The organism is Streptosporangium sp. NPDC049078, assembly GCF_040648855.1.
Taxonomy (GTDB): domain Bacteria; phylum Actinomycetota; class Actinomycetes; order Streptosporangiales; family Streptosporangiaceae; genus Streptosporangium.
In genome coordinates this window covers 381,271-406,501 of sequence record NZ_JBEZEL010000005.1, presented here as the reverse complement: position 1 = coordinate 406,501, position 25,231 = coordinate 381,271, and the positions used below count along the sequence as shown (strand labels likewise).

The 25,231-nt window shown below is 71.3% G+C and carries 18 protein-coding genes and 1 pseudogene; 10 read left to right on the top strand and 9 right to left on the bottom strand.

Annotated features, from left to right (window positions below):
* Positions 1-2: 2 nt before the first annotated feature.
* From AB0B90_RS10930 to AB0B90_RS10905, 6 genes are all read right to left on the bottom strand, one after another.
* Positions 3-959 carry a terpene synthase family protein gene (locus tag AB0B90_RS10930; RefSeq protein ID WP_350943735.1) on the bottom strand — a complete coding sequence of 319 codons (957 nt, stop codon included), beginning with the start codon at positions 957-959 and terminating at the stop codon, positions 3-5.
* Positions 956-2,344, bottom strand: coding sequence for a cytochrome P450 (locus AB0B90_RS10925; protein WP_350943736.1), 1,389 nt, complete (start codon positions 2,342-2,344; stop codon positions 956-958). Before AB0B90_RS10925 ends, AB0B90_RS10930 begins: the two co-directional genes overlap by 4 nt.
* Before the next feature lie 479 nt (positions 2,345-2,823).
* A complete protein-coding gene (gene meaB / locus AB0B90_RS10920) occupies positions 2,824-3,810 on the bottom strand; it encodes a methylmalonyl Co-A mutase-associated GTPase MeaB (RefSeq protein WP_350943737.1) in 987 nt (328 codons plus the stop codon).
* The gene (gene scpA / locus AB0B90_RS10915) at positions 3,794-6,007 is read right to left on the bottom strand and encodes a methylmalonyl-CoA mutase (RefSeq protein ID WP_362922159.1); all 2,214 of its coding nucleotides are present in this window, start codon (positions 6,005-6,007) and stop codon (positions 3,794-3,796) included. The genes meaB and scpA overlap by 17 nt, the downstream gene beginning before the upstream one ends.
* Positions 6,004-7,890 carry a methylmalonyl-CoA mutase family protein gene (locus AB0B90_RS10910; protein WP_362922157.1) on the bottom strand — a complete coding sequence of 629 codons (1,887 nt, stop codon included), beginning with the start codon at positions 7,888-7,890 and terminating at the stop codon, positions 6,004-6,006. Before AB0B90_RS10910 ends, scpA begins: the two co-directional genes overlap by 4 nt.
* 226 nt (positions 7,891-8,116) lie before the next feature.
* A complete protein-coding gene (locus AB0B90_RS10905) occupies positions 8,117-8,884 on the bottom strand; it encodes an N-acetylmuramoyl-L-alanine amidase (RefSeq protein WP_350943741.1) in 768 nt (255 codons plus the stop codon).
* A 394-nt stretch (positions 8,885-9,278) separates the two neighbouring features.
* On the opposite strand from AB0B90_RS10905, the gene AB0B90_RS10900 reads away from it, so the two are divergent.
* Positions 9,279-10,733 (top strand): serine/threonine-protein kinase, encoded by a 1,455-nt coding sequence (locus AB0B90_RS10900; protein ID WP_362922155.1) that lies wholly within the window; start codon positions 9,279-9,281, stop codon positions 10,731-10,733.
* On the opposite strand, the gene AB0B90_RS10895 is transcribed toward AB0B90_RS10900, so the two are convergent.
* A complete protein-coding gene (locus AB0B90_RS10895) occupies positions 10,699-11,661 on the bottom strand; it encodes a DMT family transporter (protein ID WP_350943745.1) in 963 nt (320 codons plus the stop codon). The genes AB0B90_RS10900 and AB0B90_RS10895 overlap by 35 nt on opposite strands.
* Before the next feature lie 69 nt (positions 11,662-11,730).
* On the opposite strand from AB0B90_RS10895, the gene AB0B90_RS10890 reads away from it, so the two are divergent.
* From AB0B90_RS10890 to AB0B90_RS10875, 4 genes are all read left to right on the top strand, one after another.
* Positions 11,731-12,615 (top strand): LysR family transcriptional regulator, encoded by an 885-nt coding sequence (locus AB0B90_RS10890; protein WP_350943746.1) that lies wholly within the window; start codon positions 11,731-11,733, stop codon positions 12,613-12,615.
* A 54-nt stretch (positions 12,616-12,669) separates the two neighbouring features.
* Complete coding sequence (locus tag AB0B90_RS10885; RefSeq protein WP_362922152.1) at positions 12,670-13,800, top strand: DUF5925 domain-containing protein; 1,131 nt, start codon at positions 12,670-12,672, stop codon at positions 13,798-13,800.
* 177 nt (positions 13,801-13,977) lie between these two features.
* Positions 13,978-14,421, top strand: coding sequence for a DUF1622 domain-containing protein (locus tag AB0B90_RS10880; RefSeq protein ID WP_350943750.1), 444 nt, complete (start codon positions 13,978-13,980; stop codon positions 14,419-14,421).
* Entirely contained in the window at positions 14,414-14,734 is a 321-nt protein-coding gene (locus AB0B90_RS10875; protein WP_362922149.1) for a hypothetical protein, read from the top strand. Before AB0B90_RS10880 ends, AB0B90_RS10875 begins: the two co-directional genes overlap by 8 nt.
* On the opposite strand, the gene AB0B90_RS10870 is transcribed toward AB0B90_RS10875, so the two are convergent.
* Entirely contained in the window at positions 14,716-17,508 is a 2,793-nt protein-coding gene (locus tag AB0B90_RS10870; protein ID WP_362922147.1) for a DUF6493 family protein, read from the bottom strand. The genes AB0B90_RS10875 and AB0B90_RS10870 overlap by 19 nt on opposite strands.
* The gene (locus AB0B90_RS10865; RefSeq protein WP_362922145.1) at positions 17,505-18,872 is read right to left on the bottom strand and encodes an SWIM zinc finger family protein; all 1,368 of its coding nucleotides are present in this window, start codon (positions 18,870-18,872) and stop codon (positions 17,505-17,507) included. The genes AB0B90_RS10870 and AB0B90_RS10865 overlap by 4 nt, the downstream gene beginning before the upstream one ends.
* 1,279 nt (positions 18,873-20,151) lie before the next feature.
* Here AB0B90_RS10865 and AB0B90_RS10860 point away from each other — a divergent pair.
* The 5 genes and pseudogenes from AB0B90_RS10860 to AB0B90_RS10840 all read left to right on the top strand — a co-directional run bounded on the left by AB0B90_RS10860 (position 20,152) and on the right by AB0B90_RS10840 (position 25,021).
* The gene (locus AB0B90_RS10860; protein WP_350943755.1) at positions 20,152-20,535 is read left to right on the top strand and encodes an Lsr2 family protein; all 384 of its coding nucleotides are present in this window, start codon (positions 20,152-20,154) and stop codon (positions 20,533-20,535) included.
* Between the two features lie 159 nt (positions 20,536-20,694).
* A pseudogene (locus tag AB0B90_RS10855) lies at positions 20,695-21,962 on the top strand (M20/M25/M40 family metallo-hydrolase).
* 133 nt (positions 21,963-22,095) lie between these two features.
* Entirely contained in the window at positions 22,096-22,272 is a 177-nt protein-coding gene (locus AB0B90_RS10850) for a hypothetical protein (protein ID WP_350943757.1), read from the top strand.
* A gap of 151 nt (positions 22,273-22,423) precedes the next feature.
* Positions 22,424-23,791 carry a hypothetical protein gene (locus AB0B90_RS10845; RefSeq protein WP_362922142.1) on the top strand — a complete coding sequence of 456 codons (1,368 nt, stop codon included), beginning with the start codon at positions 22,424-22,426 and terminating at the stop codon, positions 23,789-23,791.
* A 75-nt stretch (positions 23,792-23,866) separates the two neighbouring features.
* The gene (locus tag AB0B90_RS10840) at positions 23,867-25,021 is read left to right on the top strand and encodes a DegT/DnrJ/EryC1/StrS family aminotransferase (protein ID WP_362897072.1); all 1,155 of its coding nucleotides are present in this window, start codon (positions 23,867-23,869) and stop codon (positions 25,019-25,021) included.
* Positions 25,022-25,231 lie beyond the last annotated feature (210 nt).

Sequence of the window (25,231 nt, the reverse complement as noted above, 5' to 3'; positions counted from 1 at the left end):
GCTCACAACGTCCCCCAGTAGTCGCCGACCTGGTAGAAACCCGCGCAGAAGTCCATCTGGCGTTCCATGTAGCCCGCCAGCTCCGGATGGGCGGTCCGTAGCGGGGCGATGAGCTCCCGGCTCCGGGCGGCGAGCCCGGCGATCCGCTGTTCCACCTCGGCGCGGCCGACACCGAGCAGCAGGACGTTGAGATCTCCCCAGGCGACGTCCCGCTCGTAGGTGCCCAGGTCGTTGAGAAGGCGGATGACCCGTTGCACCGCCCAGCCCGCCTCGCGCAGCGCGTCGACGTCCGCGACCGCTCCGGGGCCCGTGACGTGGATCCAGTGGGCCGCGAACGCGTAGGAGAAGCCGAGGTTGTCGGCGTTGCCGAGGTACTCCTCGTAGGTCGGCGTGACCTTGTCGGTCTTCCAGCGCCACTCCGTGAGCATCCCGCCCAGCATGCGCTCCAGCTCGTCGCGCCAGACCGGCCCGAGTTCGGGGAACGCGGGCGAGGCCGCGAGCTCGTCGCGGATGTCGCCGAGCATGCGGGTCAGGTCGTCGTCGGGGACCGGCGAGGCCCCGTCCGCCACGTCCAGGCACCTCCTGGCGATGGCCCGCACCTCGGGCAGCGAGGTGGCGACGTAGTCGACGAGCCAGTCCAGGCCGAACGCCCAGAGGGAGACCTTGTTCGCCATCCGCAACTGCTCGGCGCCGAACCAGGGGCCGCCGAACGCCATGGCCAGTGAGAGCGTGCTGTACAGGGCCGCGTCGAACGGCTTGGCGGAGAACAGGCCGGGATAGGTCTCCGCCCACTCGCGCATGTCCCGCTGCGACCGCCCGGCGCGGGCGCAGATCGCCCCCGCCTCCCTGGCGTCCCCCAGGACACCGGAATCGGGCCGTGCATCGGGGGCGGGCCGGACGTCCGGATCGGAGCGGAGCCCGGAATCGGGCCGGACAGCCGGATCGGGCGGGAGCGTCATCGCAGGGCCCCGCTCCGGTCACGTCCGTTGAAGGACACGCCCAGCGAGACCTTCTGCCGGGGACGCAGCGAGGCGGCCCAGCCGGTGTCGAACGGGCCCGGGGTGCGCACCGACATGCGGAACCGGCTGAGGATGCTCGCGACGAGGAGCGGTGCCTCGACGTAGAACAGGGGCTCGCCCAGGCACCTGTGCGGTCCGCCACCGAAGGGGAAGTAGGAGTATCTGTGCCTGCGCTCCTCGCCCCCGGACCTGCTGGGCGCGAACCGCTCGGGGTCGAACTCGTCCGGGCGCTCCCAGAACTCCTCCAGTCGCTGCGTGGCGTACGGGGTGACCAGCACCGACGATCCGGCCTTGATCCGGATGCCGCCGATCTCCGTGTCCTCCATGACCCTGCGGGGGAGAAACCAGCCCGCCGGGTACAGGCGGAGTGTCTCCTGCAGGACCATGCGCGTGTAGACGAGACGGGGGATGTCCTCGGGAACGGCCGGTCCCTCGCCCACCACCTCGTCGATCTCCGCCCGGAGCCTGGCCTCCACGTCCGGGTGCTCCTCGAGGAGGAGCCACAGCCAGGTGAGGACCATCGCGGTGGTCTCCGACGAGGCGGCGTACACGCTGACCAGCGCGTCGCGGATCTGCTTCTCGGTGAGTCTGTCACCGTTCTCGTCGACGGACCGGCAGAGCACGGAGATGACGTCGACGCTGTCGTCGGGTCGGGCCATCGCCTTTCTCACCACGGGAAACACCACGTCGTCGATCGACTGGACGGCCCGCAGAAAGGTCCTGTCGCCGGGGATCCGCATGAAATACGGCATGAAAGGCATGAGAATCCGGTAGACGAGCGAATAGGACGCCTGTTCGAAAGCGGGGATGATGCGTTCCCCGTCCTCCCGGTTCAGCTTGTCCCCGAACAGCACCCGGTTGACGATGTAGCTGAGGATGCTGGACATCTCCGTGGCCGCGTCGAAGTCCTGCCCCGACCGCACGTACTCGTCCCATTCCTCGACGCGCCCCGCGACGCGCCTGGACACCTCATCGGCGATCGTGGCGATGTACCGCGTGGTGAACAGGGGTTGCAGGACCTTCCTGCTGTTCTGCCAGTGTTCGCCGTCGCTCATGATGCTGTGCCCGAAAAGCCGCTCCAGAGGGCGCCAGAACATTCCCAGGCGCTGGTGCTTCGTCCATTCGACGCGCATCACCTGCTGGACGTGGTCGGGGTGCGTGATCAGATAGGGGCGAAAGGGCCCCAGCTCCAGCCGGACGATCTCACCTCGCGCCTCCCGTGCGAACCCGGCGAGCGCCCCCGCCGGTTCGCGGAGAAGCTTGGGCAGGGCTCGGCGCATCGGAACGGATCTCGCCCGGCGACCGGCACGGACGTGCACGTCCATGGACATAGGCAAACATCTCCCACCTCGCGTGACGTGAATTCGCGCAGCACGAGACAACCGCCCGCGCGGGTGAGCGCGGCGGTGTTCGAAAACGGGGACACCCCACGTGTCCCGTTCCCACCCGGGGCGCGAATCAGGACTGGTCAGCCAACGGAACAGGACCGCTCGGCCGACAATCCACCTGGGACGCTCCGAGCCTCCTCGCCTGTCTCATTCTGTGTTTTACACGCTAAAGCGCATCACATCACAACATTAGTTAATCTTCGCACAAAGTATCACATGACTCACCAGAAGTGATCAAGGGTGTATAGCATATAAAGCCCACCACTTTCCGGCATGATCCTCGTTAACATGCGCCGTTAACGCGCGCTTAACATGAGCGCCTTAATTAGTGGATCAGCCGCCAATCATGCGATGACCTGGCATTACCCAGTGTGACCGCGGGTCCTCAACCCCGAGCTGTCAGGCTTCCCGAGCGCTCAGGCGCCCTTGGCGAAGGCCGCGAGGATGCGGTCGGCGGCCAGCGACGGGGTGAGGGCACCCTCCTGGACGTCGCGCTCCACCTGGCCGACGATCGCCGCGACCTCGGGGTGCTCGCGGAGCCGGGTGAGCAACCTGTCGGTGATCAGTGCCCAGGTCCAGCGGACCTGCTGGCGGCGACGGCGCTCGGCGAGCTCCCCAGAGGCCTCCAGGGCGTCGCGATGGTGGACGACCTGCCGCCACAGCTCGTCCAGCCCCTTGCCGGTCAGCCCGCTGCAGGTGAGCACCGGGGGCGTCCGCCCGGCGCCCAGCAGGCGGAGCGCTCCCGCGAGCTCTCTGGCGGCCTTGCGCGCGTCCAGCTCGTGGGAGCTGCCCTCGGTGCCGTCGGCCTTGTTGATCGCGATCACGTCGGCCAGCTCCAGCACCCCCTTCTTGATGCCCTGGAGCTGGTCGCCCGTCCTGGCCAGGGTGAGCAGCAGGAAGGTGTCGACCATGTCGGCCACGGCGGTCTCCGACTGGCCGACGCCGACGGTCTCCACGAGAACGATGTCGTATCCGGCGGCCTCGACCACGACCATCGCCTCGCGGGTCGCCCTGGTGACCCCGCCCAGGGTGCCCGAGGTGGGCGAGGGGCGGATGAAGGCGGCCGGGTCGACCGCCAGGCGGGACATCCTTGTCTTGTCGCCCAGGATGCTCCCGCCCGTACGCGTCGAGGACGGGTCGACGGCGAGCACCGCCACCCGATGCCCCTCCCCGGTCAGCCGGGTGCCGAGTGCGTCGATGAACGTGGACTTGCCGACACCGGGCACGCCGGTGATGCCGACCCTGCGCGCGGCGCCGGAGAGCGGCGTCAGCTCGGCGAGCAGCCGCTGGGCCAGGTCCCTGTGATCGGCCCTGGAGGACTCCACCAGCGTGATCGCCCGCGCGATCCAGGCCCTGGACCCCTCCTTCACTCCCTGAACGTAGTCGTCAAGCGTCCGCGTCATGGCCCAGCCGGGTGAGCAGGTCCGCCAGCAGTCCCCGGGCGGCGTCGGCGATCACGGTGCCGGGCGGGAAGATCGCGCTCGCCCCCGCCGCGCGCAGCGCGTCGAAGTCACCGGGCGGGATGACCCCGCCGACCACGATCATGACGTCCTCCGCGCCCAGCGCGGCCAGCGCCTCGCGGAGTGCGGGCACGAGCGTGAGGTGCCCGGCGGCGAGCGAGTTCACGCCGACCACGTGCACGTCGGCCTCGACCGCCTGACGGGCGACCTCGTCGGGCGTCTGGAACAGCGGGCCGACGTCCACGTCGAAGCCGAGGTCGGCGAAGGCCGTCGCGATCACCTTCTGGCCCCGGTCGTGACCGTCCTGGCCCATCTTCGCCACCAGGATGCGGGGGCGGCGGCCCTCCAGCCGCTCGAACTCGGCGCAGGCCGCGCGAACTCCGTCCACGCCGGATCCCACCTCCTCGCGATAGACCCCGGTGATCGTACGGATCTGCGCCGCGTGCCGCCCGAAGACCCGCTCCAGCGCGTCGGAGATCTCCCCGACCGTGGCCATGGCGCGGGCCGCCTCGATCGACAGCGCGAGGAGGTTCCCGTCGCTCGCCGCGCCCTTGGTCAGCGCGGTGAGAGCCTCCTCCACCCGGATGGGATCGCGCTCCTCGCGCAGGCGGCGCAGCTTCTCCAGCTGCTGGGCGCGTACCGAGGTGTTGTCGACCTTGAGCACCTCGATGGGCTCGTCGGCGTCCGGCCGGTACTTGTTCACGCCGATGACCGGCTGGCGCCCGGAGTCGATGCGCGCCTGGGTGCGGGCGGCGGCCTCCTCGATGCGCAGCTTCGGCAGACCCTGGTCGATCGCCCTCGCCATGCCCCCGGCGGCCTCGACCTCCTCGATGTGGCCCCACGCCCTGGCGGCCAGCTCGTGGGTGAGCCGCTCGACGTAGTAGGAGCCGCCCCAGGGGTCGATCACCCGGCAGGTGCCCGACTCCTGCTGGAGCAGCAGCTGGGTGTTGCGGGCGATCCTGGCGGAGAAGTCGGTGGGCAGGGCGAGCGCCTCGTCGAGGGCGTTGGTGTGCAGCGACTGGGTGTGCCCCTGGGTGGCGGCCATCGCCTCCACGCAGGTGCGGACGACGTTGTTGTAGACGTCCTGGGCGGTGAGCGACCAGCCGGAGGTCTGCGAGTGGGTCCGCAGCGAGAGCGACCTGGGATTCTTCGCCCCGAACCCGGACACCAGCCGCGCCCAGAGCAGCCGCGCCGCCCGCAGCTTGGCGACCTCCATGAAGAAGTTCATGCCGATGCACCAGAAGAACGAGAGGCGCGGCGCGAACCTGTCGATGTCCAGGCCCGCCTCGACGCCGGCCCGGAGATACTCCACCCCGTCGGCGAGGGTGTAGGCGAGCTCCAGGTCACACGTGGCCCCGGCCTCCTGGATGTGGTATCCGGAGATCGAGATCGAGTTGAACTTCGGCATCTTCTCGCTGGTGTACGCGAAGATGTCGGAGATGATCCGCATCGAGGGGCCCGGCGGGTAGATGTAGGTGTTGCGGACCATGAACTCCTTGAGGATGTCGTTCTGGATGGTCCCCGCGAGCTGCTCGGGGGCCACCCCCTGCTCCTCGGCGGCCACGACGTAGAGCGCGAGCACGGGGAGCACCGCGCCGTTCATGGTCATCGACACGCTCATCCTGTCGAGGGGGATCCCGTCGAACAGCTGCCGCATGTCGTAGATGGAGTCGATGGCCACGCCCGCCATGCCGACGTCCCCCGCCACCCGGGGGTGGTCGGAGTCGTAGCCCCGGTGGGTGGCCAGGTCGAAGGCGACCGACAGGCCCTTCTGCCCGGCGGCCAGGTTGCGCCGGTAGAAGGCGTTGGACTCGGCCGCGGTGGAGAATCCGGCGTACTGGCGGATGGTCCACGGCTGGTTGACGTACATGGTCGGGTACGGGCCGCGCAGGTAGGGGACCGCGCCGGGGTAGGTCTCCAGGAAGTCGAGCCCGGCCAGGTCGGCGGCGGTGTAGAGGGGCTTGACGCCGATGCCCTCCGGCGTCTCCCACAGCAGGTCCCCCGGATCGCTCCCGGTGGCCTCCCGAACGGATCGCGCCCAGTCCTCCAGGCCGGGATCAGGAGCCGCGGGGTCCGCCGGGTGCTCGCCGGGGGCCGCCGGTCGCGCACCGAGCTCAATGCCGGAGAAGTCGGGAATCATCGAGCCACCCCCAGATCGTCGAAGGTCGTCCGGAGCACGCCGAGCGCGTCACATCCCGCGTAGAGACAGCCGTCCACACCCTCGTAATCTCCCTTCCCCGCCAGCCACACCTTTACCGCCCCCGCGCCCCTCAGCGCGGCGGCCACCGCCTCGGCGTGCCCGGCGTACAGCCGGTCACTGGAGCACAGGCAGGCGATCCTCGCCCCGGAGGCGGCGAACGCGGCGGCGATCTCGCCGGGATCCGTGACGGCGCCGCCGGTCACGGTGGCGATGCCGCCCGCCTGGAAGAGGTTGGCCGCGAACGACGCCCTCGCGGTGTGCGAGGCCACCGGACCGATGGTCGCCAGGAAGACCTTGGGCCGGGTCTCCTGGGCGTCCGCCAGGTCGCGCAGCGCCTCGAACTCCTGCGCGTAGTGCACCCCGGTGCTTCCGCCGGGCCTGGCCTGCCTGCTGAGAGGCCGCTCGGCCAGGTCGGGGAACTCGCTGACGCCGGTGATCGGGTCGCGGCGCCTCGCGATTCCGGCCGCGCGCCGCTCCCAGGTGGCCGCGAGCCGTCCCGCGACGAACCCGGAGGCGAGCGCGTCGGCCATCCCCCCGGCGCGCTCGATCTCCTGGAACCACTCCCAGGCCCTGACCGCGAGGTCCTCGGTGAGCCGCTCGACGTACCAGGAGCCCCCGGCCGGGTCGATCACCCGGGCCACCCCGGCCTCCTCCACGAGCAGCGACTGGGTGTTGCGCGCGATGCGGCGGGCGAAGGCGTCCGGCAGGCCGAGGCGGGCGTCGAAGGGCTGCACCGTCACCGCGTCGGCCCCGCCGGTACCGGCCGCGAAGCAGGCGAGCGTGGTGCGGAGCATGTTCACCCACGGGTCGCGGGCGGTCATCATCGCCGAACCGGTCACCGCGTGCTGCCGCTGCGCCGCGCCGGAGACACCGGAGACGCCGGAGACACCGGAGACGCCGCACACCTCGGCGACGCGCGCCCAGAGCCTGCGGGCGGCCCTGAGCTTGGCGATGGTGAGGAACTGGTCGGCGGTGGCGGCGTAGCGGAACTCCAGTTGCCCGAACGCCTGCTCCATCGTCAGACCCGCGCCGGTCAGGGCACGCAGCGCGGCGACCCCCGCCGCGACGGAGCAGCCGAGCTCCTCCGCGTCACCGCCCCCCGCGTCGTGGTACGGCGTGGCGTCCACGACCACCGCCCGAAGGCCCGGATGGTCCGCGACGCAGCGGCGGGCCAGCTCGATCGCCGTGTCCGCGTCGGTGAGGACGTCGGCGCCCAGGTTCCCGGTGAGCCTCCCCGGTCCGTCATCGGCCGCGCGGCCGGTGGCACCGGAGGCAACACCCGGTCCGTCGCCGGACACCGGCGTTCCCGGCCCGCCGCCGGGCGACGCGGCCGCGTCGCCGCGCGGTGCCGAGGCCTCCCGCTCCCCGGCCAGCGCGAAAAGCGCCGCTGCCGCCTCGCGGGTCCGCTTGCCCGCGTCGAGCGTGACCGAGATCAGGTTCAGGTGGACCCGCTCCAGCGCGCGTGGCAGATCCTCCGGGTCGAGGGCGAGCCACAGCGAGTCGACGCCGTTCTCCAGGTCCGCGAGGATCGCCTCGGGATCGGGCACCTCGTGGCGTTGCCGTACCTCCCAGCCGCCCTCGGGACGGGAGCCGCGGACGTAGGGCGCGGCTCCGGGAAGGCCGGGATCACCTGGCAGGTCGGACGCGTCGTAGATCGGCGCGATCGTCACGCCGTCGTAGGTGGTGAAGGCCAGCGCCTCCTCCGGGGAGTCGGTCTCGACCCCGGACTTGCGCAGCACCCCGAGCGCGAGCTCCCGCCACCGGTCACGGGTGACCGGTGGGAACTCGGCGGCCGATCGAGACTCCTCAGGCGGCACGGTCATGCACCGGATCCTAAGCGTCGCGCCACCGGGAACTTCCCCCGCCCCCCGGACGAATACCAACACTGGGGTCAACAGGGGGTGCGGGCAGGGGTTCGGCGTGACTCGTGACCGGCGTGATCCGCGCCGGTGTGGCGTCGACAGGGGGCGCGGGCAAGGAGGCCGATCTCGGGATCCGCCCCCGGTGGCGACGGCGAGGCGCGCCACCGGGGAGCCGGTCACGCGACGGTCAGGTGACGGGCTCCTGCCAGGCGGCGTCCCAGGTGGTCCGGTCGACGGCGCCGGTGACGGCGAGGCCCTTCTCCTTCTGGAACTTCCTGCAGACCTCACTGGAGGCGGGGCCGTACAGGCCGTCGACGTCGATCGCCCAGCCCCGGTCGCGCATCCGCCGCTGCCAGGTGCGGACGTCCTCCCCCTGCATGACCGGCGGCTGCTTGAGTATGCGGCCGGGGAAGGAGGGGTGGGGTCCGGGCGGGTTGGGAGCCCCGCCGGGGCGTGGGGCGCCGCGCTTGACCCACGCGTACAGGGGCTCGCCGGGGCAACTGGTCGAGTAGCCGTCGCGGTGCCCCTTGATCTCCCTGCCCGCCCCGCCCTTGTCCCTGAGGTATTCGATGGCGTCGAGGATGCCGTGCAGGATGTTGTCGGTCGGCTTGGTGAACCCCGAGGAGCCGACCAAGCCGAGCACCGCGTAGTGGTCGCTGTTGAGCCCGGCGCCGTTGGCGGCCGGGACGTTGCGCACGCCGCGCCCCTCGAAGACCTTCCGATGCGGACAGACCAGCATGGAGTATCCGACATCGATCCAGCCGTTGCCGTCCATGTGGTGGCTCTGGATGGACTTCACCAACGCGACACACTTGGCGTGGTCGTTCACGATGTCCGGGCTGACCTGGCCACCCGTGTAATGGACCTTCACTCCCTTGGTGGAGTTGAGCTTGCTGTAGGAACCGCGCGGCTGGCGGGCGCCCCACTCACGGCGAGTAACGAGATCGATGGCCACGAAACGTCTCCACTGTCTGAGTGATATTGCCCTACCGGAGCGTAATGGCTGACACGGCACCAATGAGGCCGTTAAACCAATTGATCCCTTGTCGCGGTGTGATGGGGGAAGCACTCCGGATGGTCGTCGGGTAGCGAAACAGCCGTTCTCCTAACCCCTGCCGGGCCCTCTAAACCGCACCCTCCCCCGGCCCAGCGAGGCTCGGCGAGCCCCGTCGAGGTGGGAGCGCGCTTCCCTTCTCCAGGTTCCTCTCCCCTCGGCGCGAACGCCGTGGGGCACCGGCGAGCCAGGCATCCGGCACGCCGCCCCGAACCGGGCGGTTCCCCTTTCTCCTCCGTGTCCCCCGTTCACCCATCACACTTCACATCACCGACAAGACGGATAGCCTTCCCCCATGGTCGTGACCCCCCTCACCCCTGACGACCCGGTTCGGCTCGGCGCGTTCCAGCTTGCCGGGAGAGTCGGTGAGGGCGGCCAGGGCGTCGTCTACCTCGCGCACGCTCCCAGCGGTGAGCGGGTGGCGGTGAAGGTGCTGTTCCGCGGCGACACCGCGTCGCGGGCGCGGCTCGCCCGCGAACTGTCCGCCCTGGAGAGCGTCGCGCCCTTCTGCACGGCGCGCGTGCTGACCGCCTCCGTGGACGGCCCCCTCCCGTACGTGGTCAGCGAGTTCGTCGACGGCCCCTCGCTGGAGGAGAGGATCCGCGAGCGGGGCCCGCTGCGGGGCGGCGAACTGGAACGCCTGATGGTCGGTACGGCGACCGCGCTGACGGCCATCCACGCCGCCGGGGTGGTGCACCGCGACTTCAAGCCCGCCAACGTGCTGCTCGGCCCCGACGGCCCCAGGGTGGTCGACTTCGGCATCGCGAGGGCGGAGGGCGCGGCCACGACCGCCTCCGGCCTGATCGGCACCCCCGCCTACCTGTCCCCCGAGCAGATCGGCGGGGCTCCCGCCTCACCCGCCTCCGACGTGTTCGGCTGGGCGGCCACCATGCTCTGCGCGGCGAGCGGCAGCCCTCCCTTCGGCGCCGACACCGTGCCGGCCGTGCTGAACCGGATCCTCAACCACCACCCGGACCTGTCGCCCCTGCCCCCCGCCTTCGCCGGGTTGATCGCCTCCTGCCTGGACAAGGATCCCGCCCGCCGTCCGACGGCCCGCGCGCTGATGGTCGGCCTCGTCGACCCGGTCGCCGCCGGCCCCTCCGCCGAGTCCACCGAGGACCTGGCCAGGATCGGCAGCCGGATCGCCGCCCCTCCGGGACGGTCGGCGCTCACGACCCGGGAATCCCGCCGTGGCCGGCGGGGCGCCGTCACCGGCGCGGCCCTCGTCACGGTGTCGCTGCTGATCGCCGCGGGGGTCGCCGCCTGGCTCATTCCGGGCATCCCCGAGACCGGCGTCAACGGTTCCGGCCGGGCGACACCGTCCACCCCGCCGTCGCCGTCGTCGCCGTCCGGAGGCGAGGCCCCGTCCACTCCGGAACCCTCCGGCACCGAGAGGCCGGCCCCGCCGGGGAACGGGGTCGAGATCCCCGCCTCCTTCGCCGGAGCGTGGGCCGGTGACGGCGTCACCTCCACCAACCCGTTCTCCCCCGGCGAGAAGCGGATCGAGGTCACGCTCAGAAAGGGCGACGACGGAGCCGAATGGGCGGAACCGGTCAACGGCTGCAAGGGGCGGATCACCCTGGCCAAGGTCACCGCCGAGGAGTTGACCTTCACCCTCGGCTCCGGCACCGGCTGCATCCCCGGCACCGTGTGGCTCAGGCGCAAAGGTGACGCCCTGACCTACACCTGGAAGGACGTTCCCGGCCCCGAACTGGTCACCGAGACCGGCGACCTGACCAGGAACCGATGAGGCCCTGACCGGCCATGATGCCGATGACGACGATCACCGCGCCGAGCGGCTGGTTCCACGTCAGCGTCTCACCCAGGACGAGCACCCCGAGGACGACCCCCACCAGCGGGGTCAGGTACGTCACCGTCGAGGCGGCCGTCGCCCCCCAACGGGCGATGACCGTGGTGTTCCAGATGTAGGCGAGCCCCGTACCCAGGACGCCCAGGGCGGCCATGCTCGCCACGACGGGCAGGTCCAGGCGCACCGGACCGCCTGCCAGCAGCGGGCTCAGCGCGAGCATGATCAGGGCCGCCACGCTGATCTGGGCGGCGGCGATCGTGGGGGCGTCGTAGCCGTAGGAGACCACGAAGCGCCGCGTGTAGGCGAAGGCCAGGCCGTAGCAGAACGTCGCCCCCAGGCAGGCCGCCTGCGCCCATCCGGGGCCGGCCTCGCTCAGGTTCCACGGGGCGAGGACGACGACGACACCCGCCGCACCCAGCAGCAGGCCGAGCACCCCCGCCGCGTCCAGGCGTTCCTGGCGGAGCGCGGCCAGGGTCACGAACATCGTCATCAGCGGCGTCGTGGCGTTGTAGATGCTGGAGAGCCCCGAGGGGATGTGCTGCCCGGCCCAGGCGAACAGCAGGAACGGCACCACGCACAGCAGCAGCGCGACCACCCCCAGGTGCGCCCAGAGTCTCGGCTGCCTCGGCCATCTCCGGCGGGTGACCAGCATGATCGCGTTGAGGGTGAGCGCTCCCAGCGTGAGACGGCCCAGCACCGTCTGGACGGGAGACAGGCCGGTGAGAGCGACCTTGATGAACAGGAAGCTCGCCCCCCAGGTCAGGGCGAGCGCGAGATATCGGGCGAGCACCGACCTGCTCGCCGGGAGCGGCGCGGCGTCGGCCGCCCGCACCCGCGGAGCTGCCGGGAAGGTTCTTTCACGGGTCACCGGAGCAGTCTCATCAGGCGCTGAGCATGTGTCCAATGAGTTGCCCCGGCGGTGTGATGAGATGTCCTCATGAGGGCCACGGTCGCGCAACTCCGAGTCTTCGCCGCCGTGATCGCGAACGGCGGCTTCGGCGCGGCCGCCGAGGAGCTGGGCATGTCCCAGTCGGCGGTCTCCCACGCGCTCGCCGCACTTGAGCGCGCTCTCGGCGCACCGCTGGTGCTGCGGCACGGAGGCGTGGGACCCACCGCCCTGGGGACGACGATCCTGCCGCACGCCCAGGCGGCGCTCGCCTCGGTGTCCGCCATCGACGAGGCCGTCTCCGCACACCTGGGACAGCACACCGGAGTCGTCCGCGTCGCCGCCCCGCCCACGGTCTGCTGCGGGCTGCTCCCCCAGCTCATGCGGACGTGGCGCGCGGAACTCCCCGGTGTCGAGGTGCAGGTCTTCGAGGGTGACGACGACGAGCTGTCTCCCTGGCTGGAGACCGGAGTCGTCGACGCCGCCGTCCTCGTCGATCCGCTGCCCCCTCCTCCCGCGCATGTGGTGGTGGGCCGCGACGCCTTCCACGCCGTGGTCCGCACCGATCACCCCCTCGCCGGTCAGGAACACATCACGATGGCCGAGCTGACGGAGGATCCGCTGCTCGTCTCCAAGGGGGGCTGCGAGCCGCAGACCCGACTGCTGTGCTCCATGGCGGGTGTCCCCTACGCCCCTGCCCAGCATGTGCGCGAGCTCGGCACACTCATCGGAATGATCGCCGCCGGTATCGGCGTCTCGACGGTTCCCGACCTCGGCCGCGGCCTCCTCACCCCCGGGCTCGTCATGATCCCGCTGAAGCCGTCCCTGACCCGTGCCCTCGTCCTCACCGGTCCGCTCACCCGCCCGCCGAGCCCTCTGGTCGACGCCCTGCTCCGCACCGCCCCCGAGGCCCCCGCTTCCTCGGCGGCCTCCTGAGTCCGGCGCGAAAACCCTTCGACCGCAGAGCGTCCCGCGAGGATCATTGGCGCCATGTCCGTACTCAAGGAGGTCGACTTCCAGCCGGAGCCGCGCCCGGTCGAGCTGCCGATGAAGATCTGGCTCGACGACGGCGACGCGGCGGTGGACGTGATCGACGCCCTCGCGTTGTCCCCCTTCGCGACCGGGGCCCAGCCCTGGTCGCGCACCGCGAACCTGGAGCGGGTCCGTCCCGACGCCTCTCTCGCCCCCGCCTCGGGAAGGCTCGTCAGGGCGGCCTCGGAGAAGGACGGCCGCGACTCGCGGCTGCTGTGCGGAGAGGGCTGGACCCTGCGCGTGATCCGCTACCGCAACCGCGCCGCCACGGTCAGCGTGACCGCGGTCGACGAGGGACTGGCCCGCTCGGTGATCGAGGAGATCACGAGGGACGCCGAGGAGCCCGCCCCCGAGAGCGACCACGTCACGATGGGCTTCTGGTGGCAGGGTCCCCGGGGCAGCCGCCGCTCGGAGAAGCCGATCACCGCCGCTCCCTGGGCGGAGGTCGCCGGCAACTACGCCAGGTCCGTGAGCGAACCGCTGTCGCGGCTGATGTCCGTCACCCCCTCGGAGGCACACGGCCGGCTGATCCTGCTGCACGGGCCGCCGGGCACCGGCAAGACGACGCTGCTGCGCACGCTCGCCCACGAGTGGCGGTCGTGGTGCCAGGTCGACTGCGTGCTGGACCCCGAGCAGCTGTTCCACTCCCCCGGATACCTCATGGAGGTCGCCGTCGGCTCCGACGACCATGACCACGACGACGGAGGCGACAGCGGAGATCGGTGGCGGCTCCTGGTGCTGGAGGACTGTGACGAACTGATCAGGTCCGGCGCCAAGGAGGCCACCGGACAGGGCCTGTCACGCCTTCTCAACCTGACCGACGGGCTCCTCGGCCAGGGCCGCGACGTCCTGGTGGCCATCACCACCAACGAGGACCTCGCCCACCTCCACCCTGCCGTCACCCGTCCCGGCCGCTGCCTCGCCCAGATCGAGGTCGGCGCCTTCCCCCACGACGAGGCCGCCCGCTGGCTCGGCACCGCCGAAGGGCTCTCCGCCTCCGGCGCGACCCTCGCCGAACTCTTCGCCCTCCGCGACGGCGTCATCAACCGCGCACCGGCCCCCCAGGAGAACACCGGCCTCTACCTCTGACGGGCACTCGACGGACACGGCGGGCCGAGCGCCGCCGATCGGCCGGAGGGAGACCGGGGGAGGCGGGGGGAGGGCGACGCGGGCGTCCGGTCCGCGCCGCTCTCCGCCTCCGGGCGGCGCGGACAGGGTGGCGACCGCGGGCGTATGGGCCGGGATCCGGCGGGGTACCAGCAGCCCATGCCCGATCTTCTACCGGAGGAGACCCTCCGGCGGCTCGTCGACCTGCTGGTACGCCTCGTCGAGGCGGCCGGGGCGGCCGTCATCTTCGTCGGCGCCGCGATCGCGTTCGTGCGGTTCGTGCTGGTGGCCGTACGGCGGCACGAGGACGGGTTCATCGCGGTGCGGCTGTTCCTGGGACGCTTCCTCGCGCTCGGCCTGGAGTTCCAGCTGGCGAGCGACGTGCTGCGCACGGCGATCGCGCCGAGTTTCCCGCAGATCGGGCAGCTCGCGGCGATCGCGGCCATCCGCACCGCCCTGAACTTCTTCCTGAACAGGGAGATCCAGCGGGAGGGACGCACGATGAGCGAGGCACGCGGGGGCGCCTCGCAGGCCGTCCCCGGCGGGCGGGATTCGCCGGACGACCCCGGCGGGCGCGTCCCGCCCGGTGCGGGGAATGACTGACCTCGCCCGCACGCTCGTCCCCCTCATCGTCGTCATGGGACTGGCCGCGGCGCTCGCCGTCCTCCTCTCCGGCGCCGCCGCCGGCACCGCCCTGGGAGTGCTGCTCGACTTCCTCCTCGCGGCCGGGCTCCTGCGCCTCTCCCAGGCCCAGACCTGGGCGGCGATCATCACCGCGGCGCTCACGGTGCTGATCCGCAAGCTCGTCGCCACGGCGTTCTCGGCGTTCTCCGCACACGCGACGGGACGGCGTCCGCCCGGCCACCGTTCCGCCACCCCCGCCCCGAGCGGACGGGCTCAGGACCGTACGAGATAGTCGTGCAGGCGGCGGCACTGGCGGCCGAACCCCGACGAGGAACGGCGTGACGACGGGGCGAGCCCGGTGATCTCTCCTCGCGCCCCGGCCCGGCCTGCCACCTCCACGCCCAGGGCGACGAGCTCGGTCGCGCCCGAGCGCGGCCGCTCCCCCTCCCCCGGCAACACGTGCGGCAGTGCCGCCCGGATCACCTGCCAGACCTCTCGGTGGGCTCCCTGCCCGGCCGCCCGCCCAAGCCCGGCCACCGCGTGCGGCAGCTTCACCCAGGTCCGCTCCGTGAGCAGGGCGAGCTGCCTGCCGAGCGCGTCCGCGGGCAGGTCCCCCCTCGCCGCCATCCGCAGTACCAGCCGCACGCCACGGTCCGGATCCCGTTGGGCGAGGAAGAAGGCGAGCAGCAGCGCGATCGGCTCACCGGCCGGCCCCTCACCGGCGGTGAGCGCCTCGACGTCTTCCGACTGGACCCCGGGCCGGTACCAGGAGTGGAGCAGATGAGGGAGATAGCCGGCGGCGACCACGTCGCGGTGCGAGGGCAGGACGGCGGGCCACCAGCCCAGGCACTGGCCGTGCATCTCCCCGTGGCTGCTCGGCACCTCGCCGAGCAGCTCGTCGACGAAGGGCAGGCCGGTCGTTTCGGCCCGCACCCGGGGGACCGGATTCAGGCGGGCGCCCGGAGGCGGCTCGTGTTCGTCGGTGTGGCGAAGGTCCCCGTTCTCGCTGAACGTCCAGCGGACGCGCGTCTCCACCTCGACCGGCCCCTCCGCCAGCCATCGCGCCGCCCGGCGCCCGGCCTCGGAGGTGAGCCCTCCGGCCCGGACGACCGCCTCGGGCTCCACCGTCGCCGGCAACCGCAGCAGCGCCTGCTGGAAGTCGGCGGGCAGCGGCTCGGCCCCGGTGGCCTCGACCGCCTCCAGCCGGGTGAGGAAGACGGCGGGATCGAGGTGACCGGTGGCGGCGGTCGGGGTCGCGAGCAGGACCGGCGGCAGCGTTCCCGCCCTGAGCGCGGCGAGCACCTCCGCGCACCGCCGGAGCACGAACCGGTGCGGCGCGGAGACGTCGTACTCACCGGGGAGCCGGTCGGGCCTGAGCACCCGGGCGGCGCCGTACGCCTCCCCCGGCCCTGTCGCCCCGCCGCCCTCGCCGACTCCGGCGAGGACCCGCATGATCTGGTCGCGCGCTCCGGCGAGAAAATCACCGAGGAACATCTCCCAGCCGCCCAGGCTCCCCGAACCGGTCGTGACGTTCCCGAAGGTCCACCCCTCGGAAACCTCGGGATCCTCCCGAACCGCCGGTCCGGGGTCGGCGCCGGGGGTGACGAGTTCGGCGGCGATCGCGGTGAACCAGTCGTGCGGCGCGTACCAGTCCTCCCTCCGGTAGAGCTCGTGAATCCGGTCGACGCTCCCGCTGAGCGCGGCGCGCAGCGCCTCGCGGTCCTCCATCGCGAGCAGGACGAAGCCCGCGAGCCACCGCTCGGCCTCCTGCCAGTCGCGAGAGGAGCCCGCGCGGACCAGTTCGGCGACCGTACCCGGCGGGTCGGGGAAGGCTCCTACCGGATCGGGTGGGATGAGCGGCGGCGGGACGAGGACCTCCGGCTCGGCCTCGGGCTCCGGCTCTCCCCCGACCGTCTCGGCGAGGAGCCGTCTCAGGTCGGGCGGGAGCGCGTCCAGCGCCGAGCGCAGCGTCTCCGCGCCGAGCGGGGTGAGGTGTGCCGCGTGCTTGGCCGCGAGGCGCGTGGCACGTTCCTGTACGGCGTACGCCTCGTGTCCGAACGCGGACGCCAGAGCCGGGGCCAGCTCGTCGGCCCGTTCCGGCGACCGCCGCAGGGTCTGGTCGAGCCAGGTCAGCCCGGTGCGTACCAGCCCGCTCTCGGCGCGGAACAGCACGCCCTCCAGTGCCTCGGTCACGTCGGCCGGGTCGAGGTGGTCGAGGCGGCGCAGGTGCCTGAGCGCGAGTTCCGCGACCGGCCCCGGCGCGGCCGGCAGCAGGCGCAGGTAGTCGCGGGCGCGGGCCTCCACCTCCGCGTACGTGGGGTCGAGCAGCTCGTGGAGGCGGACGAAGAACCGCAGGTCGACGGCGTCCCCTCCGCGCAGGAACCGGCTCACGCAGCCGTTCACGAGCATCTCGCGGCTCGCCCGCCCCTCGCCGCCCAGCATGGCCAGGGCACCGAGCCAGGAGTCGGAGCGCAGCGGGGTGCTTCGCTCCTCGCGCAGGGCACGGCCCACACCCTGTGCCTCGAAGATCCTCGGCAGCAGGGTGTCGAAGAGCGGATCCCTGCGGAGCCTGCTCGCACCGGGCGGCGTGGCGAGCCAGCCGAGCACGAGCGGGTCGTGCTCGGGCGGGGTCACGCCGGTACGGCGGAGCAGGTTCAGCGCCAGCGGCACCCCCGGTGAGGTCCGGTCGCGGATCCGGAGCGTGAGCCGGGTGACCAGATCGGCCTGCCACTCGGGCTCCCGCGCGGAGATCACCGTCATGAGGGCGTCGGTGTCGCCCGGCCTCTCCCAGCTGAAGAACGCGAATTCGCGGCGGTTCAGCCAGGTGGCCACGGCCGCCGCGCCACCGAGCGAGCCCGCGCCCGCCACCCGCAGGCGTTCTCTCCGCGCGCCCCGGCTTTCCCACCGCTCGAAGTCGTCCGTCCCGAGACGCACCGACCTGAGGTGTCCCGGCAGTTCCTTCGCGACCTCCTTGCGCCCGGCGGCGTCGAGCCCCGCCATCCGGGCCGCGAGTTCGTCGAGGCCACCGTTGTCGATGAGGTCGCGGACCTCGTCCCAGACCGTCATCGGGAGTCCTCCCCGACGTGGGAGAGCGGCGCCGCCGGGGAGGCGTCCGGGGTGCCGGCGGCCATCCGGGCGGCGAGCACGTGCTTGCAGGGGCCTCGCGAGCCCCGGTGGTCGTACCACCACGGGCAGGTGCACGACCCCTCCGCCGTCCGCACCAGGCGGACGCCGCCTCCGGTGGTCACCTCGGCCGAATCGGCACCGGTGAGGCGGACGGCGCCGGAGGCCAGCAGGGCGCGGGCGGAGCCGAGCCTGGGGTTCAGCGCCGCGACGTGGTCGCGGTCGTAGGGCAGCTCGCGGTGGAAGTGCGCGGCCTCGAAGAGGTCGTAGCCGACCCGGCCCGCCGTGCCGAGCTGGGTGAGCGCGGCCCGGACCCGCTCCGGCGCGAGCCCGGAGCGTTCGGCGAGCAGGCCGAGTTCCAGGGTGGGCTCGAAGTCGAGCAGGACGCCGACCAGGTCGGCGTCGCCGGCCACCACGTCCGAGGAAAGATCGTCCAGGACGGCTCCCTCCCCGGAGAAACCGCGCCAAGCCTGCGGAGAAAGCACCAGTGTGTACCGCATACCGGGCAGTTCCAGCTCCCAGGCGCTCGCCCCCGAGCCGTCCGCCGGCCCGTACACCCGCAGAGCCTTGGCGAAGCGCAACGACGGCATCATCGTCGCCAGCCTGCCGGCCCCGGCCAGATGGACCCCACCGGGTAGGGCCCGCTCCGAAAGTCTCAGTTCCCTGCCCGCGGGGACCGCCCACACCTCGGCCGTCGCCCGCTTCGGCAGGCCGCGCAGGAACCTGACGGCCTGCGGCCCGGCGAGTTCGGCACGCAGGTCGAATCCGGAGGCGATCACCTGGACCTCCGCGAAACCGCGCAGCCACCGGTCGGGCAGCGGCACCTTCTTCTCCACGACCGCGCCGTCCAGGGTGGTCACGGTGAGCTCGTCGGGGCCGACCCCGACGTGCAGCGGGTCACGGGCGCCGACCCTGGCCAGTGCCTCACGCAGCGGGTTGTTGACGTCCACGTTGGTGGTGCCCCGGTCGAAGATCTCACCGTCGAGGGCGGGGCCGAGCACGTCCAGCCGGGCGTAGACGCCACCGCAGGCGGAGAAGGACTCGAATCGAAGACGGTCGCCACCACAGGTCACGACCGGATCGCGGGTGAATCCCGGCTGCGGCCGGTGGTAGCGGGCCAATGCCACGTCGGCGACCGCGAGCAGGCCGGTCGCGGCCGGTGCGGCCTGGGTGAGCACTCCGCTGAAGAAGCGGGGATGGTCGAGAAACCCCGACGTGGTCCGGCCACCGGATGTCGACAGGCCCAGATGTCCGTCGGCGAGTGTGGAGGGGCCGGCATAGGCGTAGGCCTGCACTGCGTTCGTCATGAGCCGGACGGTAGAGATCGCTACCGACAAATCCGATCTCGTCCGCACGGCAGGCGTCGGCCACCGACGCCGAGGACTCCTGCCGAAGCCGCCGGGACTGTTCGGGCTCCTGGGGCTCCCGGGACTCCGGGGCGAAGGGCCGAGGGTTCGGGAGCCCGTCCGAGGCCCGGGACCGGCGGACCTCCCGGCCGCCGGGCGGGCCGGAGGGGAGTCCCCGGTGAGCACGTCCGGGCGATCCGGTGATCGGGCCGGACGGCCGGGCGCCGGGCCCCGGGGTCCGGCCGAACCGGGAACGCCGGGATCAGGTCAATACGCCTATCCGATCTCCGATCGGTTCGCGAACAATTCGGGGAAGGCCGCGCGATTGATCCGGGTGATGGAACGGGCCAATGTCGGCCAAGGAGCAAACGACCACCGCCGTCCCCCCTCTCCCGCAATGCGAGACGCCCGGAATCATACGGTCCGCAAGGCGAGTCTTGCCTTACCGGAGAGTGTCGAGATCACACCTCAATGTGATCGGCAACGTACCGGCGGCGCCTTCGAAGGCGCCCGATACCGGACACCTGAAACCCGTGCACGGGCGGCGCGCATTCCGGGGGCGGGGAAGCCATTTGTCCTCCGGAATCCCGGAACGCGCTCGGTTACGAACTTCCGGCGTGCGCGAATTGTCCGCCGAGCGTCCGGCGCGAACCGCGCGAAGCCTCTCCTTCCACCTCTCCCGGCCTGGCCCACCCCTCGTCCCTTCCGTCGCTCTCGGTGTGACAAGTACCGTGAGCAGCGAAAATGGAACGAAAGAACCTGTCTGCCGGCCGAGAGGACCGCCGCGGCAGGCCGGCGCCTCCGGCGCCGCGGAGCGCGGGAAACGAACCGCGGCCGAACGATGCACCGGAGTGCCCCGAAGTGGTGGAAGTCGATTTTTTTCCGGGCGGCCAGGATGGAAACCACCCGGAGGTCACGAAACTCCAAAGCGCCCCGGCACCCCTTCGGTAAAGCCCGCCGGGGCGGCCGACAGAGCCCGGCATACAAGCCGCCAAGGGGTCCCGGTGTCGTCGTCGTTTTTAATGCCCCGCGAACGGGAAGCATTTACCAATGACGTGGAGACGCCGGAGTTCGACCTCGAGTAATTAACCTGAGGGAGTGGATCTCCGGCGAACAGGGGTTTCCTGGGCGCGACAACGAAAGGAGGGACTAGAGTTTTACGCGCGGGGAAGAGACGCGGGACCATCGTCGGCCGGGTTCACGGCCGCACGCTCCGGCGCCAAGATTAAGGAGTCACACAATGGCACGTCAGCAAGTCGTCACGTTCACCGATGACATCACCGGTAAGAAGGCCGACGAGACCGTCTCGTTCGGCCTCGACGGCACCGCCTACGAGATCGACCTGAGCTCGAAGAACGCCACGAAACTTCGCGAGGCCCTCAGACCGTTCCAGTCCGCCGCCCGCAAGGCGAGCACCTCCATGGGCCGCAAGGGCAGGGCGAAGGGTTCCGGCGGCAACCGTGAGCGGAGCGCCGAGATCCGGGCGTGGGCGAAGTCCCACGGGATCGAGGTGAGCGAGCGCGGACGCATCGGAGGAAAGGTCGCCGAGGCGTTCGCCGCGGGCGACCCCAGCGTGGCGAAGGGCTCGACCAAAAAAACCCCGCAGACCGCGCACAGCGAGTGAGGCCGGGCTCCCGGACCCTGTAGGGGTGGCGGCGTCATAGCCGACCGGGAGTGCTCGAAACGACCACATAATGACCACATGGGGTGCTACTTCCAACCCGGAGGGGTATGCACCTTTTGATGAAAAGCTTTGGGAATCTGGCTCCGGGGGCGTTCTTTGATGAGCGAGGTCGCACAGATCTGTTCGGATCTGATCAGATTCGACACCACCAACCCCGGCACCGGTGAACGTCCGGCGGCCGAGCACGTCGCCACCCTGCTGTCCGACGCCGGGATCGAGCCCGTGGTGTTCGAGTCGGCCAGCCGCAGGACCAGCGTGATCGCCAGGATCCCCGGCGACTCGCCCGAGGCCCTGCTGATCCACGGCCACCTCGACGTGGTCCCCGCGAGGCCGTCCGACTGGCGGATCCCCCCTTCTCCGGCGAGGTCTTCGGCGGATGCGTCTGGGGCCGGGGCGCGATCGACATGAAGGGCACCCTCGCCATGACGCTCACCCTGGTCCGCGACTGGGCCCGGCGCGGGGTGCGGCCGGATCGGGACATCGTCCTCGCCTTCCTCGCCGACGAGGAGGCCACCGGCGAGTACGGAGCGCGTTACGCGGTACGGCGCCACCGCGAGCTGTTCGACGGCTGCACCGACGCGATCAGCGAGTCCGGCGGCTACAGCGTCGAGGCCGGGGGCGCGCGGATCTACCCCGTCGCGGTGGGCGAGCGCGGTACCGCCTGGATGCGGCTCACCGCGACCGGCGTCGCGGGCCACGGCTCCCGCCCGCCGGTGGACAACGCGGTGGCCGAACTCTGCCACGCCATGTCCAGGATCGCCTCCCACCGCTGGCCGGTGCGGCTGACGCCCGGAGTGGCGGCGCTGATCGATGAGCTGTCGGCCGTTCTCGGCGAGCGCATCGATCTCGACCGGCTGGAGGAGGAGGCTCGGCGGCTCGGCAGGATCGGCGACCTGTTCGGGGCGCAGATCCGCAACTCGGCGAACCCGACGATGCTCCAGGCGGGCTACAAGGTCAACGTGGTCCCCGGCACCGCCGAGGGACACGTGGACGGGCGGTTCCTGCCAGGGCATCGGGAGGAGTTCCTGGAGACGATCGACCGTCTGCTCGGCCCCCGGGTGACCCGGGAGTTCGTCAACATCGAGGACGCCCCCTCCGCCCCGCTGGACTCGCCGTTCTTCGACCGGCTCCGCGCCGCCCTGGTGGCCGAGGACCCGTCGGCGCGACCGGTGCCGTACGTGATGTCGGGCGGCACCGACGCGAAGTCCTTCGCCGGGCTCGGCATCAGGGGCTATGGCTTCGCCCCGCTGATGCTCACCCCGGACCTCGACTACTTCGGCATGTTCCACGGGGTGGACGAGCGTGTCCCCGTCGAGGGTCTGGAGTTCGGCGTCCGCGTCCTGGACCGCCTCCTCACCTCCCGCTGAGGTGATCTCAGCCACTCCCGCTCATCCCAATCCCGACGAAAACGGGGCAGCCTTTATCACAATCAAGCCCTGCCTGGGACTTCCGTATACATGCCGGACACGGCCCGCCGGAAACTGGGGCATCATGACTCACGTGCCGATTCTCATGTACCCCTCGGTGACCGGCAGGTCTCGCGACGAGACGCGAAGGCCGGTGACGAGCCCTTCCGACACCGTCGACGAGACCACCGCCCCACCCCGCCCGAGCGATCCGCGGCGCTCCCGCGCCGCCTTCGGGGACGGCGCGGATCGGAGAGACCGGCGTGAGTGAGCACGGCACCGGCCGGCACGCCGGGCCGGGGAGCGGCGCCCCCACGCCGGGCAGCGGGCCGGACATTCTCCGCCCCGGCGCGAACACGGCCTCCGGTCTCCGTACAGCCGACGGCAAGGTCGATGCAAGCGGTCCGGCCGACGATGGCGGCGTGACGCGCGACGGAGGCGAGCGGGCGACGGGCGGGACGGCCACCGAGGCACGCGGGACCGGCCTGATGGACCGCCTCCGCAAGGACCTCAGGAACCCACTGTTCCTGCAGGGCTACGCGCTGATGATCAACACGGGGATCACCGCCGTACTGGGGCTCGGCTACTGGTTCCTCGCCACGCACCTGTACAGCGCCACCGCGTTCGGTGAGGGGCAGGCCCAGATCAGCGCGATGCGGCTGTTCTCCTCCCTGACCGGGCTCGCCTTCGCGGGCGCCATGGCCAGGTTCATCCCGGTGGCCGGGCGCCGCACCGCCGAGTTCATCCTGCGCGGCTACGCGGTCGCCGGAGCCACCGGCCTGGTGGCGGCGCTGGGGTTCCTGCTGACCTTACCGCTGTGGGGATCGGTCTACGCCGACCTCGGCGGGCTCGGTCCCGGCCTGTTCTTCCTCGCCTCGGTGCTCGTGTGGACGATCTTCACCCTCCAGGACGTGACGCTGGCCGGGCTGCGCAACGCCGTCTGGGTGCCGGTCAACAGCCTGGCGTTCGGCCTGGTCAAGATGGGCCTGCTCATCGCGCTGGCGCACGCGCTGCCGCAGGGCGGCGTCTTCGGCGGCATCTTCGTCTCGTGGATCGTGCCGACGGCCATAGCGCTGATCCCGATCAGCTGGCTCATCTTCGGGGTCATCATCCCCAAGCACGTCAAGAACACCGAGGTGACCGCGGCGAACCCGCCGCGCCTGCGCGAGGTGGGGCGTTTCCTCGCCGGAGACTTCCCCGGCGCGTTCTCCATCCTGCTGATCCTCTATCTCGTCCCGGTCATCGTCGCGGGCTGGCTCGACGACGCCCCGACGTTCGGCTATTTCTCGATAGCGCACACCCTGGGCTCCATGGTCGGGCTGCTCGCGGCCAACATGGCGGTCTCGCTCACCGTCGAGGGCTCCTTCAACGCCGCCCAGCTGGGACAGAGCGTGCGCAACGCGCTGCGGCGCACCTTCCTGATCGTCGGGCCGGTCGTCGCGGTGGTCGTGCTCGGCGCGCCGCTGATCCTGGGCGTGTTCGGCCCGGGGTTCGCCGAGGCGGGCACGCCGCTGCTGCGCCTGATGGCGATCGCCGTGCTCCCCCAGACGGTGATCGAGATCTGCCTCAGCATGCTGCGCGCCCAGAGCGAGGCACGCAAGCTCGCCCTCGTCCAGATCGGGATGGCCGTCCTGGTCCTCACCTCGATAGCGGTGCTCTTCCCCCACTTCGGAATCGCCGCGGTGGGCTACGCCATGCTCGGCAGCCAGCTCCTGGTCGCGCTGCTGATCTTCCCAAACATGCGCAGAGTGATGAAACATGGCAAAACATCCCAGGTGGCGACCGGTTAGGGCGACACGGCCCTTCCGGTTTGCGGTCGCGATGTCGTACGTGATATCTGGTCTCCGGTGACTCCTGAGCACATAGTGGCGAAGCGGACTCATCGCCTCTGTCTTCCGCTGCCTTCCAACCGCCTTGGCCTGTATCTGGCCCTGCGGCACTGGTGCAGCCCCGGTCAGCGGCTGCTGATGTCACCGCTGTCGGCGGACGAGATCCTCTTCCTCGTGCTCGCGGCCGGGCTGCGCCCGGTCATCGCCCCCCTCTCCCTCGACGACGGCAACATCGACGTCGACGCCGTCGACCTCGACACGGTCGACGCGGTGCTCACCACCAACCTGTACGGCCTGCCGGACCGGGTGGCCGCGTTCGGCGGCAAGATCCTGATCGAGGACGTCGCGCACGCGATCGAGACGAGCGTGAACGGCAGGCCGATCGGCACCTTCGGGGTGGCCGGCGTGTTCAGCCTGTCCAAGCACGCGGGAGCGGGCTCCGGCGGAGTGATCGCGGTCGAGCACCTCTCGGATCTGCGCGCCCTGGAGCGTGACCGCGACCGGCTGCTGCAGCCCGGTGTCTTCAAGAAAGAGATCCACAGTGTGCTGACCTCCGCGGGCCGGCACGCCGCGCTGCGCCTGAACATGGTCCGCCCGGCGCTGAAGGCGATGCGCGCCCTCGGCATGGAGGAGGAGCGCGAGGGATACCGCATCGCGCCACGCCCCGAGGATCTGCTCAAGGCGATGGAGTACGCACCCCAGCAGTTGCCGGCGTTCGACTCCTGGGTCCGGGCCGACCTGCACGACTACCGGGCCAGGCGGGGCCACCTTTCTCGCTGGTACCAGTCGAGGCGCCTGCACGCGCTGCCCCGCCAGCGGTCGCGGCGGATCGCCGGTGTCTCGACACTGGCCGCGCTGCCCACCGTCGCCCCGGCCGTACGCCGCCACCTGGACCAGCCGCTTTTCCGGGTTCCGCTGCTGGTCTACGGCCGCGACGCGGCCATCGCCGAGCTGGAGCGGCACGGGGTCGCCACCGGATACCTCTACGACCCGCCGTACGACGGTTACCTGCCCGAGTTCACCGACCCCTCACCCGAGCCCGAGGTGGCGCGCTGGTGGGCCCGGCACGTGCTGCCGATCGACCCGCTGTACGCCCATCGCGCCCTGCCGGTCATCGAGCGGCTCATCCCCGCGGTCCCTCCGCTGCCGCCCAGGACGCCCTCGGGACCGGCCTCCTTCGACGTCGCGTAGCGAGCCTGTCGTATTACCAAGCGAACTATCTCGTTACTAAGCGAATAGGGCGATATCCCGATAGATTCAGCGCATCGGGTGGCGATTCGAGGGAAGAGCGGATCGGGGGATTCGCCACTCGGGAAGTCGGGGGATCGGCGGTTCGTGATCGGGGGATCAGCCGCCGCCTGGTTCTGGGACGGTTTCCACGTGCCGTGACGCACGTCCCCA

Coding starts and splice junctions, on each gene's coding strand:
- AB0B90_RS10930 (WP_350943735.1), bottom strand. CDS start 959: ATGACGCTCCCGCCCGATCCGGCTGTCCGGCCCGATTCCGGGCTCCGC.
- AB0B90_RS10925 (WP_350943736.1), bottom strand. CDS start 2,344: ATGGACGTGCACGTCCGTGCCGGTCGCCGGGCGAGATCCGTTCCGATG.
- meaB (WP_350943737.1), bottom strand. CDS start 3,810: ATGACGCGGACGCTTGACGACTACGTTCAGGGAGTGAAGGAGGGGTCC.
- scpA (WP_362922159.1), bottom strand. CDS start 6,007: ATGATTCCCGACTTCTCCGGCATTGAGCTCGGTGCGCGACCGGCGGCC.
- AB0B90_RS10910 (WP_362922157.1), bottom strand. CDS start 7,890: ATGACCGTGCCGCCTGAGGAGTCTCGATCGGCCGCCGAGTTCCCACCG.
- AB0B90_RS10900 (WP_362922155.1), top strand. CDS start 9,279: ATGGTCGTGACCCCCCTCACCCCTGACGACCCGGTTCGGCTCGGCGCG.
- AB0B90_RS10890 (WP_350943746.1), top strand. CDS start 11,731: ATGAGGGCCACGGTCGCGCAACTCCGAGTCTTCGCCGCCGTGATCGCG.
- AB0B90_RS10885 (WP_362922152.1), top strand. CDS start 12,670: ATGTCCGTACTCAAGGAGGTCGACTTCCAGCCGGAGCCGCGCCCGGTC.
- AB0B90_RS10880 (WP_350943750.1), top strand. CDS start 13,978: ATGCCCGATCTTCTACCGGAGGAGACCCTCCGGCGGCTCGTCGACCTG.
- AB0B90_RS10875 (WP_362922149.1), top strand. CDS start 14,414: ATGACTGACCTCGCCCGCACGCTCGTCCCCCTCATCGTCGTCATGGGA.
- AB0B90_RS10870 (WP_362922147.1), bottom strand. CDS start 17,508: ATGACGGTCTGGGACGAGGTCCGCGACCTCATCGACAACGGTGGCCTC.
- AB0B90_RS10865 (WP_362922145.1), bottom strand. CDS start 18,872: ATGACGAACGCAGTGCAGGCCTACGCCTATGCCGGCCCCTCCACACTC.
- AB0B90_RS10860 (WP_350943755.1), top strand. CDS start 20,152: ATGGCACGTCAGCAAGTCGTCACGTTCACCGATGACATCACCGGTAAG.